At 62.9% G+C, this 14,335-nt stretch carries 14 protein-coding genes; 10 read left to right on the forward strand and 4 right to left on the reverse strand.

All coding sequences use genetic code 11. From position 1 onward, the window contains the following. The first annotated feature begins 39 nt into the window (after positions 1–39). Positions 40–966 (forward strand): LysR family transcriptional regulator, encoded by a 927-nt coding sequence (locus AB4072_RS02840; protein WP_441965384.1) that lies wholly within the window; start codon positions 40–42, stop codon positions 964–966. Between the two features lie 18 nt (positions 967–984). Here the strand turns inward: AB4072_RS02840 and mutY are convergent, their stop codons facing one another. Beyond that, positions 985–2,097: an A/G-specific adenine glycosylase gene (gene mutY, locus AB4072_RS02845; RefSeq protein ID WP_441965385.1), complete on the reverse strand. Its 1,113-nt coding sequence runs from the start codon at positions 2,095–2,097 to the stop codon at positions 985–987. A 68-nt stretch (positions 2,098–2,165) separates the two neighbouring features. On the opposite strand from mutY, the gene AB4072_RS02850 reads away from it, so the two are divergent. The 9 genes from AB4072_RS02850 to AB4072_RS02890 all read left to right on the forward strand — a co-directional run bounded on the left by AB4072_RS02850 (position 2,166) and on the right by AB4072_RS02890 (position 10,561). Then, positions 2,166–2,702, forward strand: coding sequence for a DUF721 domain-containing protein (locus AB4072_RS02850; protein WP_441965386.1), 537 nt, complete (start codon positions 2,166–2,168; stop codon positions 2,700–2,702). 66 nt (positions 2,703–2,768) lie between these two features. Beyond that, positions 2,769–3,407, forward strand: a complete 639-nt coding sequence (locus tag AB4072_RS02855; RefSeq protein ID WP_441965387.1) for a DsbA family protein — start codon at positions 2,769–2,771, stop codon at positions 3,405–3,407. A 45-nt stretch (positions 3,408–3,452) separates the two neighbouring features. Continuing rightward, positions 3,453–6,914, forward strand: coding sequence for a chromosome segregation protein SMC (smc, locus tag AB4072_RS02860; RefSeq protein ID WP_441965388.1), 3,462 nt, complete (start codon positions 3,453–3,455; stop codon positions 6,912–6,914). Between the two features lie 140 nt (positions 6,915–7,054). After that, on the forward strand, positions 7,055–7,498 hold the full coding sequence (locus tag AB4072_RS02865; protein ID WP_441965389.1) for an AtpZ/AtpI family protein: 444 nt from the start codon (positions 7,055–7,057) through the stop codon (positions 7,496–7,498). Between the two features lie 55 nt (positions 7,499–7,553). Continuing rightward, positions 7,554–8,282: a F0F1 ATP synthase subunit A gene (locus AB4072_RS02870; protein ID WP_441965390.1), complete on the forward strand. Its 729-nt coding sequence runs from the start codon at positions 7,554–7,556 to the stop codon at positions 8,280–8,282. A 56-nt stretch (positions 8,283–8,338) separates the two neighbouring features. Further along, positions 8,339–8,563 carry a F0F1 ATP synthase subunit C gene (locus tag AB4072_RS02875; RefSeq protein ID WP_099508815.1) on the forward strand — a complete coding sequence of 75 codons (225 nt, stop codon included), beginning with the start codon at positions 8,339–8,341 and terminating at the stop codon, positions 8,561–8,563. Positions 8,564–8,797: 234 nt separating this feature from the next. Beyond that, positions 8,798–9,343, forward strand: coding sequence for a F0F1 ATP synthase subunit B family protein (locus tag AB4072_RS02880; protein WP_441965391.1), 546 nt, complete (start codon positions 8,798–8,800; stop codon positions 9,341–9,343). 13 nt (positions 9,344–9,356) lie between these two features. Next, positions 9,357–9,839 carry a F0F1 ATP synthase subunit B family protein gene (locus AB4072_RS02885; protein WP_441965721.1) on the forward strand — a complete coding sequence of 161 codons (483 nt, stop codon included), beginning with the start codon at positions 9,357–9,359 and terminating at the stop codon, positions 9,837–9,839. 65 nt (positions 9,840–9,904) lie between these two features. Next, positions 9,905–10,561: an HAD family hydrolase gene (locus AB4072_RS02890; protein ID WP_441965392.1), complete on the forward strand. Its 657-nt coding sequence runs from the start codon at positions 9,905–9,907 to the stop codon at positions 10,559–10,561. Positions 10,562–10,839: 278 nt separating this feature from the next. Here the strand turns inward: AB4072_RS02890 and gcvPB are convergent, their stop codons facing one another. The 3 genes from gcvPB to AB4072_RS02905 form a co-directional block, all read right to left on the reverse strand. Continuing rightward, complete coding sequence (gene gcvPB, locus AB4072_RS02895) at positions 10,840–12,408, reverse strand: aminomethyl-transferring glycine dehydrogenase subunit GcvPB (protein WP_441965393.1); 1,569 nt, start codon at positions 12,406–12,408, stop codon at positions 10,840–10,842. Then, positions 12,408–13,748: an aminomethyl-transferring glycine dehydrogenase subunit GcvPA gene (gcvPA, locus tag AB4072_RS02900; RefSeq protein WP_441965394.1), complete on the reverse strand. Its 1,341-nt coding sequence runs from the start codon at positions 13,746–13,748 to the stop codon at positions 12,408–12,410. Before gcvPA ends, gcvPB begins: the two co-directional genes overlap by 1 nt. Before the next feature lie 109 nt (positions 13,749–13,857). Then, positions 13,858–14,331, reverse strand: a complete 474-nt coding sequence (locus AB4072_RS02905) for an OsmC family protein (RefSeq protein ID WP_441965395.1) — start codon at positions 14,329–14,331, stop codon at positions 13,858–13,860. Positions 14,332–14,335: the final 4 nt, after the last annotated feature.

The following is a 14,335-nucleotide window of genomic DNA, read 5'->3' on the forward strand; positions in this document are numbered from 1 at the left end:
CCCTATGCCGAACCGCCCGAAGAGATTTAGCATCCTTAAATGGCTTCTTCTGTTATCGACTCATCCTGGCTCAGCGCCGCCGAACCGTCCTGGGACGACTTGCGCATCTTCCTGGCCGTGGTGGCTCATGGATCGATGAACGGCGCGGGCAAGGCGCTCGGCCAAAGCCAGCCGACCATTGCCCGGCGCATTCGCATGCTCGAGGAAGCGCTGGGCGTGGTTCTGTTTCAGCGCGGCCCGAATCGGCTCGACCTGACGGAAGCCGGCAAGGCGGTGCTGGAAGCGGCCTCGCCCATGGCAGAAGCGGCGAGCGCCGTGCCAAAAACGGCAGCCGCCTATCGGCCCGACCCGGACGCGCCCGTACGCGTCACCGCGACGGCTTCCGCCACCATGTTCCTCTCCTTCAACGCCGCCGAACTGGCGCGCGCCGCAGATCCTTGCGAAATCACGTACATTCCGACCCGCCGCCGTCTCGATCTTGCAGCCGGAGAAGCGGACATCGCCTTGCGGATGCGCCGATTGCCTGAAGCAGATGACAGCCTCATCGTCCGCAAGGTCGGGGTGATCGCCTTTGCGATCTACGCCTCCTCTCCCGAACCGCAGGCGGTCATCGCGCCGACCGAAGACCCTGCCTTGTCGCGACAGGCCGCTTTCACCACCGATTTCGCCAAAGAGCACCACATCCCCATTGCCGCCCGCATCGGAGACATGCCTATCCGCTATCAGGCCGCGAAGGCCGGCCTCGGCGCGGCGATGTTGCCTTGCTGGCTCGGCGATGCGGATTCCGCGCTGGTCCGTGTCGCCGAGCCTCGCGAGGATCTGATCGAGGACGTGTTTCTCCTCACCCACCAACGCAGCCGCAACCGCGCCAACGTGAAACGCGTGGCGACAGCCATTGCGGCATTGTTCAAGCGCCAGGGCCGCGTGCTGAGCGGAGAGAGCGGAGCCTTATCGGGCGCAGCGTGAAGAACCGACCGGTGGATCTTACGCCTCGGCCTTCTTAACTTTCGCGTTCGCGGGCTCTCCCGGCAAGTCGCCAAGCGCGTGAACCAGGGCCTTCTTCATGACGCCGGGCAGTGCCTCTTCATAGAGCTTCAGCCGGGGTGTCCAGCGCATGTCGTGCGGAGCGGGCGTTCCCTTCGGCACCTTGGCGAAAAGCACCGTTAACTCCAGCGGGAAATGAGTGAAGACGTGGCGCACCACGCCGGGCAAGCGCTGCCAGCGAGCCTCGATGGGTGCGTCGAGAACGGCGCGGGAGGGTTCGTAAGCCGGATCCCACTCGCTCGTCGGCGGCTCGGCCATGCTGCCGAGAAGGCCCTTCGGCGGGCGGGTGCGCAGAAGAATGGTGTCGTCGGCCCGCAGCACGACGAAAGCCGCGCCGCGCCGCATCTGACCTTCGACCTTCTTTTCCTTGCGCGGATAGGTCTCCTGCAATCCCTGCTCACGTGCCTGACACGGCATCATCCAGGGGCAGAGCGCGCAAGCCGGGCGCTTCGGCGTGCAGATGGTGGCGCCGAGATCCATGAGAGCCTGCGCGAAATCGCCCGGGCGATCCGACGGTACGAGTTCCTCGGTAAGCGCCTTGATGGCAGGTTTTGCCTTCGGCAGAGGCTCATCGATGACGTGGACGCGCGAGAGCACACGCTCCACATTGCCGTCGACCGCCGCCGCAGGCTCGTTGAACGCAATCGCCGCTACTGCCGCCGCCGTATAGGCCCCGATGCCGGGAAGGTTGAGCAATTCCGATTCGGTCGCGGGGAAGCACCCGCCGTAACGGGCAACGACCACCTTGGCGCAGGCATGGAGATTGCGCGCGCGGGAATAATAGCCAAGGCCGGCCCAGGCCTGCATGACCGATTCTTCCTGCGCCTGCGCCAGGGCCTGAACGCTCGGAAATCGTTCGAGAAACTTGAGATAGAAAGGTTTGACCGCAACGACCGTCGTCTGCTGCAGCATGATCTCCGACAACCAGACGCGATAAGGGTCGGCCGTCTCGCCCGGCTTCGCGCGCCATGGCAAATCGCGCCGGTGACGATCGTACCAGTCGAGAAGATCCGATGCGCGAGGCTTGGTGACGCTCGAAGCAGGCGTTAACATGAGATCTGCAATACCGATCCTGACGGAATATTCCAGCGCCGCTTTTGGCGCATTTTCAGACAAGGCCCATGCGAAAGCCGAGCCCCCGGCGAAAGCCCTTCTCGAAACCGCTCGCGGATTTCATCGATGTGTGCCTCGGCCCGAGCCTTGCCGCGCAAGGCTTTGCCACGTCAGATATCATCGTGGCGTGGCCTGAAATCGTCGGCGAGCGGCTCGCCGAATTCACCCAGCCGCTCAAGATCGAATGGAAAAGAAAGGGCCCGAATGCCGATCCGGACGCGCGGCCGGAGCCCGCGGCCCTCATCATTCGTGTGGAAAGCGCGTTCGCCCTCGAGCTCCAGCACCTGAGCCCGGTCGTCGTCGAGCGCGTCAACGCCCATTACGGCTGGCGCTGCATCGGGAAGCTGGTCCTGAAGCAAGGGCCGGTGCGACGGGCAAAGCCACAGAAAACGCCAGTACCGGTGGTCCGCGAGGAAGACCGCCAACGGATCGGCAGTGCCGTCGAAGCCATCGAAGAGGACGGGTTGAAGGCAGCGCTTGCCCGGCTCGGCACCGCCATCATCGGAACCGCGAAAACCTCCGACCCACGAAAGCGTGAGAGGTGAGGCGCTTGCCTCCGGCCTCGTCCCGTTCTACCGCATGACGACAAGTTTCACGGAGCCTTTTCCAAGATGATTACCCGGCGCCAAACGCTTCAGCTTCTCGGGACCGTGGCCGTCACGGCCGCTCTTACCACCAGCTTTCCGGCTCTCGCCCAAAACGCGTCGGTGCAGGACCTCGCTGTCCCCGGCCCGCTCGGCGATGTGGCGCTCGGCCCCGCTGACGCCAAGGTGACGATCATCGAATATGCCTCGCTCACGTGCTCCCATTGTGCGGCCTTTCATGCCAACACCTACCCCGAATTGAAGAAGCGTTACATCGATACGGGCAAGGTGCGCTTCATCCTGCGCGAATTCCCTCTCGATCCGTTGGCCACAGCCGGTTTCATGCTGGCCCGCTGCGATGGCGAGGGCAAATATTACCCGGTCACCGACATGCTGTTCGACCAGCAGAAAAACTGGGCTTTCACGGACAAGCCTCTCGATGCTCTGCGGCAATTGCTGCGGCAGGCCGGTTTTTCACAAGAGAAATTCGACTCTTGCTTGCGGGATCAGAAGCTTTATGACGCGGTGAATGCGGTGAAGAACCGGGGCATCGAAACCTTCAAGGTGGACTCGACCCCGACCTTCTTCATCAATGGTCAGCGTTACCCCGGAAGCATGTCGATCGATGAGCTTGAGAAGATTATCAAGCCTCTTTTGGGAGAGTAAATCCCCGAGAACCACCCTTTTGAGGCGGAACGGTGAGGCGCGCCCATGAAGCTGACGCGCCTCCGCATCGCGGGTTTCAAGACCTTCGTCGAGCCGATGGAGTTCCTGATCGAGCCGGGTTTGACTGGCGTCGTCGGGCCGAATGGCTGCGGCAAGTCGAACCTCGTCGAGGCCCTGCGCTGGGTCATGGGCGAGAATTCCCACAAGAATATGCGCGCGACCGGAATGGATGACGTCATCTTCTCCGGCTCCGGCAATCGCCCTGCCCGCAACTCGGCGGAGGTGATGCTCACCATCGACAATGCGGAGCGCACCGCGCCTGCCGCTTTCAACGATACGGACGTTCTGGAAATCTCGCGCAAGATCGAGCGCGAGGAAGGTTCGACCTACCGAATTAACAGCAAGGAAGTGCGCGCCCGCGACGTGCAGATCCTGTTCGCTGACGCGGCGACTGGCGCCCGCTCGCCCGCTCTCGTCCGTCAGGGCCAGATCAGCGAAATCATTTCGGCCAAGCCCCAGGCCCGCCGCCGCATTCTGGAAGACGCAGCCGGCATTGCCGGCCTTCATGCCCGCCGCCACGAGGCGGAGCTTCGGCTGAAAGCCGCGGAAGACAATCTCGTGCGCGTGGAAGACGTGCTGCGCGAGCTCGAATCGCAGATCGAAAACCTCAAGCGTCAGGGCCGTCAGGCCTCGCGCTATAAGAACCTCTCGTCGGAAATTCGCCGTCTCGAGGCTCTTCAATACGCCATCGCCTTCGCCGATGCGCGGGAACAGGCCCAGCTCTCCGAGCAGCATGCCGGCGACAATCTGAAAGCCGTCGCGGACACGACCGAGGAACAGACCCGCACCGCGACAGCCCAAGCGGTGGCCGCCCACGCAATTCCAGCCTTGCGCGAGGCGGAAGCCGTGGCCGCCGCCACGTTGCAACGGCTGACGCTTGCCCGCAACGAATTGGACAACGAGGAACGCCGGTCGAAGGACCGCGTGACCGAACTCGAACGCCACATCGCCGATCTCAACCGCGACATCGCCCGCGAGGCTGCTCTTCACGGCGATGCGCAGGCCACCATCGCCCGCCTGCAGGCCGAAGAGGTCGAGCTCACCCAATCGACCGACGGAGCAGGCGAAGCTCGCGCCGAAAGCGAAGAACGTCTTCACAACGTGGAGGCTGAGCTCGCCGCGGCCGAGACTTCCCTCGCCGCCCTTCAGGAACAGGTGTCCGATCTCAACGCCCGCCGCGCCGCCCTTGAGCGCGCTGTCCGCGAAGAGATGGAGCGCGCAGGGCGTTTCGCCGCCGAAAAGGAACGCCTGGAACGCGATATCGCAGCGCTCGTGGCCGCCACGGACGATGAAGGCCCCTCAGCAGAATCCTTGCGCGAAGAAGTCGCCATCGCTGAGGAAATCGCTCAGGAAGCGGAAGAATCGGTCATTCATGCGCGTGAGACGCTCGCCGCCGCCCGTGAGACCGAGAACCGCCAGCGCCAGCCGCTGAACGAGGCCGAGCGCAATGCGCAGCGCCTTGAAACCGAAGCCCTGACCCTCGCCAAGCTTTTCGCCACCGAATCGAGCGAGATGTGGCCCCCGGCCCTCGACCAGCTCAGCGTTCAGAAGGGCTTCGAAGCGGCGCTCGGCGCGGCGCTCGGTGAAGATCTCGACGCCTCCACGAATCCCTCCGCCCCCTCCCACTGGGCCAATACCGGTTCGGGCGAGAACGATCCCGCTCTGCCGGGGGGCGTGCCCTCCCTCGCTGACGTGGCGAATGCGCCTGTCGCTCTGTTGCGCCGCCTGAAGCAGATCGGCGTCGTCGAACGAATCGACGGGCTGCGCCTGCGTGCCCAGTTGAAGCCCGGCCAGCGTCTCGTGTCCCGCGAGGGTGATCTTTGGCGTTGGGACGGTTTCACGACAGCCGCCGAAGCGCCTTCCGCCGCGGCCCGCCGGCTGGCCGAGAAGAACCGTCTGGGCGATCTCGAGCGGGATGCCGCCGAAGCGCGCGAGGCGGCCGAACATCTGCGCCTCCAAGCGGAAGAAGCTCTCGCCGCCGTCCGCACCGCCGCCTCTCATGAAATGCAGGCCATCGAGGCCGCCCGTCAGGCGCGTCAGGCGCTCGACGGCACCCGCCAGCGGCTTGCCACCGCCGAGCGTCGCGAAGCCGAACTCGGCCAGCGCCGTTCCGCCTTGCAGGAAGGTCTTGCGCGCCTCACCGCCAGCGAAAGCGAGGCGCAGGAGCGTGTTCGCGACGCGCAAGTCGCACTCGAGGATCTGGCCCCCGGCCCCGATCTCGAAAGCAAGCTCCTGGAAGAGCGCACCCGCGTCGCCGAACACCGCGCGGCTGCCTCCGAGGCCCGCGCGGCGCTGCAAGCCCTTGTCCACGAAGCCGACATGCATCGCCGTCGGCGCGAGGCCATCGCTTCGGATATTCGCTCATGGAGCGAGCGCGCCGAGCGTGCTTCCCGCGCCTCCGTCGATCTCAGCGAACGCCAGGAGCGGGCCCAAGGCGAATACGAGGCTCTGCTCGAAGCACCCGACACCTACCTCATGCGCCGCCGTGCGCTGCTTTCCGAGATCGAATCGGCGGAAGCAAAACGCAAGGAAGCCTCAGACCGTCTCGCTGACGGTGAAACAGCTCTGGCTGAAGCCGACCGCGCCGCCCGCGCCGCCATGGAAGCCATGTCCGCCGCCCGAGAGGCGCGCGCGGGCTCGCAGGCGCGGCATGAGGCTGCCGTTCAGCGCCTCGCGGAGGTGACCCGCGCCATCGCCGAGAATCTGGAGACGACGCCAGCCGGGTTGATCGAACTCGCGGGGCTGAAAGAAGGCGCGGAGCTTCCGCCCCAGAATGAGATCGAGACGCGGCTGCACTCCCTCAAGGGCGACCGCGAGCGCCTCGGTGCGGTGAACTTGCGTGCCGACGAGGAACTGACCGAGCTGGAGGCCAAGCATTCGAACCTGGCGGCCGAGCGCGACGATCTGGTCGAGGCCATCAAGCGCTTGCGCGGTGCCATCGGCAGCCTCAACCGGGAAGGCCGCGAGCGCCTGCTGGCTGCCTTCGATGTCGTGAACGCTCATTTCCAGCGCCTGTTCACCACCCTCTTCGGCGGTGGCACTGCGGAACTGACACTGGTTGATTCGGACGATCCGCTCGAAGCCGGCCTCGAAATCCTCGCCCGTCCGCCGGGCAAGAAGCCGCAGAGCATGACGCTTCTCTCGGGCGGCGAGCAGGCTCTGACGGCAACCGCCTTGATCTTCGCGGTGTTCCTCACGAACCCCTCGCCGATCTGCGTGCTGGACGAGGTGGACGCACCGCTCGATGACGCGAATGTGGAGCGTTATTGCGACCTTCTCGACGACATGTCGAAGCAAACCGAGACCCGCTTCGTCGTCATCACCCACAACCCCATCACCATGGCTCGCATGAGTCGCCTGTTCGGCGTCACCATGGCGGAACGGGGCGTGTCGCAACTCGTCTCGGTGGACCTTCAGAGCGCCGAGCGCATTCTTGAAGTGGCTTAAGGCTTTCAGCGCCGCCACAGTTCAGCCTTAAAAAGGTGGGCGCCGCCGTCAGGAAGCTGTGCCCATTTCGCAATTATTCCTTTTATTTCAAAGACTTAATACTTACTTGCCGGTCCTTGACAGGGGGGACCCTCCCCCATATGTTGCGCGCGGCTTCAGGGGCCGGGCTTGAAGACCTTTTCCCGCGCCGCTTTGAGAAGGAAAACGCCATGGCGGACCCGACCAAGCGGAACGATGAAAACGGTCATAAGCCGACCAGCTCCGATGATGCCGATCTTTCAGCGAGACTGAAGTCGCTCGATGCGCGGATCGAAAAAGTGTCCGCGCAACACGCAGAGGCTAAGGAATCGCAGACCCGTCCAGCTTCGGACACGAGCGCAGTGGGGCAGGCCTTCAGGCTTTCCGCAGAGTTCGTTTCCGGGGTCATCGCGGGGGGAATCATCGGTTTTATCGTCGACCGGCTGTTTGCAACGTCCCCTTGGGGGCTCGTTATCTGCGTCATCCTCGGTTTTTGTGCCGGGATGTTCAATTTGCTCAGGGCCGCAGGGTTGATGAAACCCTCGCGACACGATCAAAAGCGATAACGTGCTCCGACAAAAGAGCCGAGTGGCGGCAGACAAACACCGAAAGTGACGGATCATGGCGAGCCCGATCGAGCAATTTCAGATCAAGCCCATCATTCCCGCCATCAATTTCACCAATTCCTCGCTGTTCATGATCGGCGCTGCGGCGGTGATCGTCGGCGGCCTGATGATCGCGACACGCAAGCGCGCTGTCGTTCCCGGTCGTGGTCAGTCGATCGCGGAAATTCTGCATGATTTCGTGGCCGGCACCCTTAAGGATGCCGCGGGCCAGGAAGCCATGAAGTTCTTCCCGCTCGTCTTCTCCCTCTTCATGTTCGTTCTGACGGCGAATCTGCTCGGCATGATTCCGGGCTTCTTCACGGTCACGAGCCACGTCATCGTCACCTTCGCGCTTGCCATGCTCGTCATCGGCACGGTGGTGGTTTACGGTTTCGTCAAGCACGGCACTCATTTCCTCGGTCTCTTCGTGCCGTCGGGCGTGCCGGTCTGGCTTCTGCCCTTCATTGTCGTGATCGAAATCATCTCCTTCCTGTCGCGTCCGATTTCGCTGAGCTTGCGTCTTTTCGCCAACATGCTCGCGGGTCACATCGCGCTGAAGGTTTTCGCGGGCTTCGTCGTCGCGCTTCTCGGCGCGGGCGGTGCTATCTCGATCCTCGCTCCGCTTCCGCTCCTCATGGCGGTCGCTCTCATGGCGCTCGAGTTCCTCGTCGCCGCATTGCAGGCCTACGTCTTCACGGTGTTGACCTGCATTTACCTGAACGACGCGCTGCACCCGGGTCACTAGGTCAGCGCTGAGTTAACCCCTCCCCTCCCGGTCAACACCCCCTCAAGGAGATCACGATGGATCCGATTGCTTTCAAATACCTCGGCGCAGGCCTCGCCTGTATCGGCATGGGCCTCGCCGCCATGGGCGTCGGCAACATTTTCGGTAACTTCCTCTCTGGCGCCCTGCGCAACCCGTCGGCTGCCGACGGCCAGTTCGCTCGCGCGTTCATCGGTGCGGCACTTGCAGAAGGTCTCGGCATCTTCTGTCTCGTCGTCGCCCTCGTCCTGCTGTTCACCTGATTTAAAAAACGGTGATCGGGAGGGTGGAGCGCCGCTGAAGACCCTCGGCGCTTCGCTTCGACTAAGGTGACGGCGGAAACCCCGCCGTCATTCAACGTTTGTGAACACGCTCCGGCCCTTGCGTCCGGTTTACCGAAAGGATCGTGTTCGCAGCAGAACGGAACCGGGACGCGGTGACGACAGTCAGCGCAGGTCCGCTCCAAGAAATCATCCATCCGTTACAGGATCGGCTCCATGGCTCAGGCTCAGACCACCCACGCTTCAACGGAAGCGCATGGCGGCGCTCACGATGTCGGTTTTCCGCCCTTCGAGACGGAAACGTTCGCCGGTCAGCTCATCTGGCTCGCGATCACCTTCGTGCTGCTTTACACCCTGCTCTCGAAGCTGGTTCTGCCGCGCCTCGGCGGCATTCTCGAACATCGCCGCGAGACGATCGCGAACGACCTCGACGAGGCCGCTGCGATGAAGTCGCGCGCCGAAGAGGCCGGCGCTTCCTACGAGAAGGCTCTGGCCGAAGCCCGTGGTCGCGCCCAGGCGCTGGCGCAGGAAACGCGCTCCAAGCTTTCCGCCGAGACCGACGCCAAGCGCAAGGCGCTTGAAGCCGATCTCGCCAAGCGTCTCGCTGAGGCCGAGACGACCATCACCGCCAAGAAGACGCAGGCCATGTCGAATGTTCGTGGTATCGCCGCCGACACGGCTTCCTCCATCGTGGAGAAGCTGACCGGCAAGGCTCCCGCGAAGGCCGCAATCGAGGCCGCCCTCGATCAAGTGAAGGCGTAAGGAGATTTCCATGCTGGCCAACACAACCTTCTGGGTCGCCGTCGCCTTCGTCATCTTCTGGGGCATTCTGTTTTATTACGGCGTGCCGGGTAAGGTTCTGGGCATGCTCGACAGCCGCGGCAAGCGCATCGCCGACGAGCTGGCCGAGGCCAAGCGTCTGCGCCAGGACGCCGAGAAGCTCCTCAAGGAATTCGAAGAGAAGCGCGTCGCCGCCGAGCGCGAAGCCGCCGAGATCGTTTCCGTCGCCAAGGAAGAGGCGCAGCGCCTCGCCCGCGAGACGGAAGAGAAGCTCACCGATTTCGTGAAGCGCCGCACCGCCACCGCCGAGACAAAGATTGCCCAGGCCGAAGCACAGGCCTCCGCTGAAGTCCGCGCCGCCGCTGTGGATGCTGCCGTGAAAGCTTCCGAGACGGTTCTGCGCAGCGAACTCACCGGCCCCGCCGCCGCTTCGTTCGTGACCGACAGCCTCGGCCAGGTTCGCGCCAAGCTTCAGTGAGCTTTGCGCTCATCGATCAAGATTGACACGGTCGCCCTTGGGCGGCCGTTTTCATGTGAGGAACGATGCTTCTGATTTTCGATTGCGACGGCGTTCTCGTCGATTCAGAATTGCTCGCCTGTCAGATCGAAGCGGAATCCCTGACCGCACTGGGATTTCCCTATACTCTCGAAGACATCCTTCGCGAGTTCGTCGGCAAGAGCATGCGCGATACCATGGCGCAAATCGAGCGCGATCATGGCCGCCCTCTTCCATCGAATTTCAGCACCGAGGCCAACCGCATTCTTTTCGCGCGGTTTGAGACGGATCTGCGTCCGATCCCCGACATTCGGAAAGCCATTCTGGCCCTCCCCCATCCGCGCTGCGTCGCCTCCTCCTCCACACCTGAGCGCATCGCGCTGTCGTTGAGCGTGACCGGTCTCAGCGCTCTTTTCAGCAATGTGTTCAGCGCCGTGGAAGTGAAGCGCGGCAAGCCTGCGCCGGATCTCTTTCTACACGCAGCGGCTCGAATGAGCGCGAATCCCGATGAGTGCATCGTGATCGAGGATTCACCTGCGGGCATTACAGGCGCGCGCGCTGCGGGCATGCGCGTGATCGGCTTTACCGGTGGCAGCCATTGCGGTGAGGGACATAGTGACAAGCTGCGCGCAGCAGGAGCGCATGAGGTCATCGACCATATGCAGGCGTTGGAAAACGCGGTGAACAATCTCACGCGATCATAGCAAAACCACTCCGTCATTCCGAGGCGTGCATAGCGCGAGCCCGGAACCCATAACCACGCTGTCGCAGAAGAAAGCGCTACCGCGGTGGGATGTCCATGATCAAATGGCGCGGTTATGGGTTCCGGGCTCCGCTTCGCGGCCCCGGAATGACGGGGGTTTAAGCACCTTTTGGCATACGAGCCCGGATTGCCTTCGGCGTCCGGGATGACGCATGAGCGAAGCCTCAGAACAAAAATGGCCGGGACATGCCCGGCCATTTTGCATTCAGCTTTTCGCTTTTACTCCGCCGCTTCCGCGATCGGTTCCGGACGCGTCCACTTGAGAACCGGCGCGCGGGCGGCGCGTGTCTCGTCGAGGCGGCGGCGGGGAGCGTGATAGGGAGCGTCGGTGAAGCGTTCCGTCTCACCCTTCTTGGCCGACATGGCGAGATCGCGCAGGGCCGCGATGAAGAGATCGAGCGACGATTTCGATTCCGATTCCGTCGGCTCGATCAGCATCGCGCCGTGGACCACCAGCGGGAAGTACATGGTCATCGGGTGATAACCCTCGTCGATCATGGCCTTCGCGAAATCGAGCGTGGTGACACCCGTATCCTTCAGCCATGCATCGTCGAACAGCACCTCGTGCATGCACGGCTTGTCGCCGAAGGGTTGCGAGAACAGATCCGACAATCCGGCGCGGATGTAGTTGGCGTTCAGCACCGCATCTTCCGATGCCTGCTTCATGCCATCCGAACCATGCGAGAGCATGTAGGAAAGCGCTCGCACATACATGCCCATCTGGCCGTGGAATGCGGTCATGCGGCCGAAGGGCGTCTCATCCGCATCACTTTTGTGCTCGACGAGTTCGAGACCATTCTTAGCCGCACGCACGAACGGCACGGGGGCGAAGGGTGCCAGACGATCCGAGAGCACCACCGGACCGGCACCGGGACCACCGCCGCCGTGCGGCGTCGAGAAGGTCTTGTGCAGGTTGATGTGCATGGCATCGATGCCAAGATCACCCGGACGTGCTTTGCCGACGATGGCGTTGAAGTTCGCGCCGTCGCAATAGAAGTAAGCGCCTGCGTCGTGCAGCGCCTTGGCGATTTCCACCACCTGCGGCTCGAAGAGACCGCAAGTGTTCGGGTTCGTCAGCATGATCGCGGCGACATCCGGGCCGAGGAGCTTCTTCACATCGTCCACGTGGACCCAGCCGTCGTCGCGCGCGGGCACCGGCTTCACGACGAATCCGATGAGAGCAGCGGTGGCGGGGTTCGTGCCGTGCGCCGATTCGGGCACGAGCACGACATTGCGGGTCTTGCCTTCACCCTTGGCCTCGATGGCGGCCTTGATCGCCATCATGCCGCACAACTCGCCATGTGCGCCCGCCTTCGGCGAAAGCGAAACCGCCTTCGTGCCGGTGAGCGTCATCAGGTAGCGCGCGAGTTCGCTCATGAGTTCGAGCGCACCCTGCACGGTGGACACCGGCTGCAGCGGATGCACATCGGAGATGCCCGGCAGGCGAGCCATGCGCTCGTTGAGACGCGCATTGTGCTTCATGGTGCAGGAACCGAGCGGGAAGAGACCCGTATCGATGCCGTAGTTCATCTGAGACAGGCGCACATAGTGGCGCATGGCCTCAGGCTCAGAGAGACCCGGCAGGCCGATGCTGTCCTTGCGTTCCTGTCCACCGAGGCGCGCCGTGAAGGCGGCGGGCTCGTCGAGATCGACGCCGGTCGTGTCAGCGCGGCCGATTTCGAACAGCAACGGCTCGACCTGAGCCAGCGCCTTGTTGCCGGTGAAGGTCGGGTGTTCGTTGGTGCCGGCTTCACCGGCGGCGGTGGGGCGTCCTTGACGGTTCAACATCACAGAACCTCCTTCAAAGCGGCAACGAGGGCCGCGCGATCTTCATCGGTGTTCACTTCGGTCGAGGCGACGAGAAGCAGATTGTCGAGACCAGCCTTCGGCAGGAGACGCGACACCGGCACGCCTGCAAGCACGCCCTTCTCGGCCAGACGCTCAACGACTTCGGCGGCGGGCTTTGCCAGCTTCACCGTGAACTCGTTGAAGAACGTCTTGTTGAGAACCTCGACGCCCTTCACGTTGGCAAGCGCGTCCGCGAGCTTCACGGCGTTCGCATGGTTGATGCGGGCGAGGCGCGTGAGGCCCGCTTCACCAAGCAGCGTCATGTGAATGGTGAAGGCGAGACAGCACAGGCCAGAGTTGGTGCAGATGTTCGAGGTCGCCTTGTCGCGGCGGATGTGCTGCTCGCGTGTCGAAAGCGTCAGCACGAAACCGCGATTGCCGTCCGCATCCACCGTCTCGCCGCAGAGGCGACCCGGCATCTGACGGATGTACTTGGACTTCGCCGCGAAGAGACCGACATAGGGCCCGCCGAAGTTCAGCGCGTTGCCGATGGACTGGCCTTCACCGACCACGATGTCGGCATCCTGGCTGCCCGGCGATGAAAGAAGCCCGAGCGACACGACTTCCGTGAACACCGCGATGAGCAGCGCGCCGTGCTTGTGCGCCTTCTCGGCGATGGGCTTCAAATCGCGCACGTTGCCGAACACGTCCGGCGACTGCACGACGACGCATGAGGTAGTGTCATCGATCTGCGAGAGAATGTCTTCGGTGCCCGAAACATCGGCGTTGAGCGCGACGACATCGTCGCTCGCCATCTCGGAGAGCGTCTTCACCACATCGATGTAGTGCGGATGTAGGCCGCCGGAGAGCACTGCCTTGCGGCGCTTGGTGACGCGATGCGCCATGAGCACCGCTTCACCCGTGCCGGTCGAGCCGTCATACATGGAGGCGTTCGCCACTTCCATGCCGGTGAGCGCCGCCACCTGAGTCTGGAACTCGAACAGATATTGCAGCGTGCCTTGCGCGATTTCCGGCTGATACGGCGTGTAGCTGGTCAGAAACTCGGAGCGCTGGATCAGGTGATCCACCGTCGCCGGAACGTGGTGCTTGTAAGCGCCCGCGCCGACGAAGAACGGCACGCTCGACGCGGATATGTTCTTCGACGACATACGCGAGAGAATGCGCTCGACTTCCAACTCGCCCTTGCGGCGAGGAAGATCGACAGGCGCTTTCAGGAGCTTGTCCTTCGGGATGTCGGCGAAAAGATCGTCGACCGACTTGACCCCGATCCGCGCGAGCATCTCGCCGCGATCGGTCTCGGAGAGGGGGAGATAGCGCATCAGCAAAAACCTTATGCGTTAGAGCATGATCCGGAAAAGTGGAGCCCGGTTTACCGACAAGATCATGCGAAGCCAAAGAACAGAGACGGGCCATATTCATGGCCCGGCTCTAATGCGAGGGAATGCCCGCAACGACAACTTCCGTGAGCACGGAATTCGCGATGAAGCATTCCTGGTGAGACAAGTGATGAAGGTCGGCAATCTGCTCGGGCGTCGGAACTTTGTCGCCGGAGAATTCGATGATCGGATCGAGCGTGACCTTGGAGACAAAGAGCTTGCCCTTCGCGTTAGGAGTCATCACGCCGACGGCGCGATCCTCGTAACGGTCGATCACATAGCGTTTCTTCGCCGCGATCGAGAGAAACGTCAGCATGTGGCAGCTTGCGACGGCTGCGACGAACGCTTCTTCCGGATCGATGGCGTCTTCACGCGAAAGCGGTAGCGGCACCACTGAAGGCGATGCCGATCCCGGAACTTCAATGCCACAGTCGAAACGCCAACGATGACCACGGCTATAATCGCCGCCTGCGAAGGATCTTCCTTCGCGAGTCCAGGTCACCGTGGCTTCGTATTCGTGTGACATGATT

This window comes from Microvirga sp. 2MCAF38 (assembly GCF_052115485.1).
Classification (GTDB): domain Bacteria; phylum Pseudomonadota; class Alphaproteobacteria; order Rhizobiales; family Beijerinckiaceae; genus Microvirga.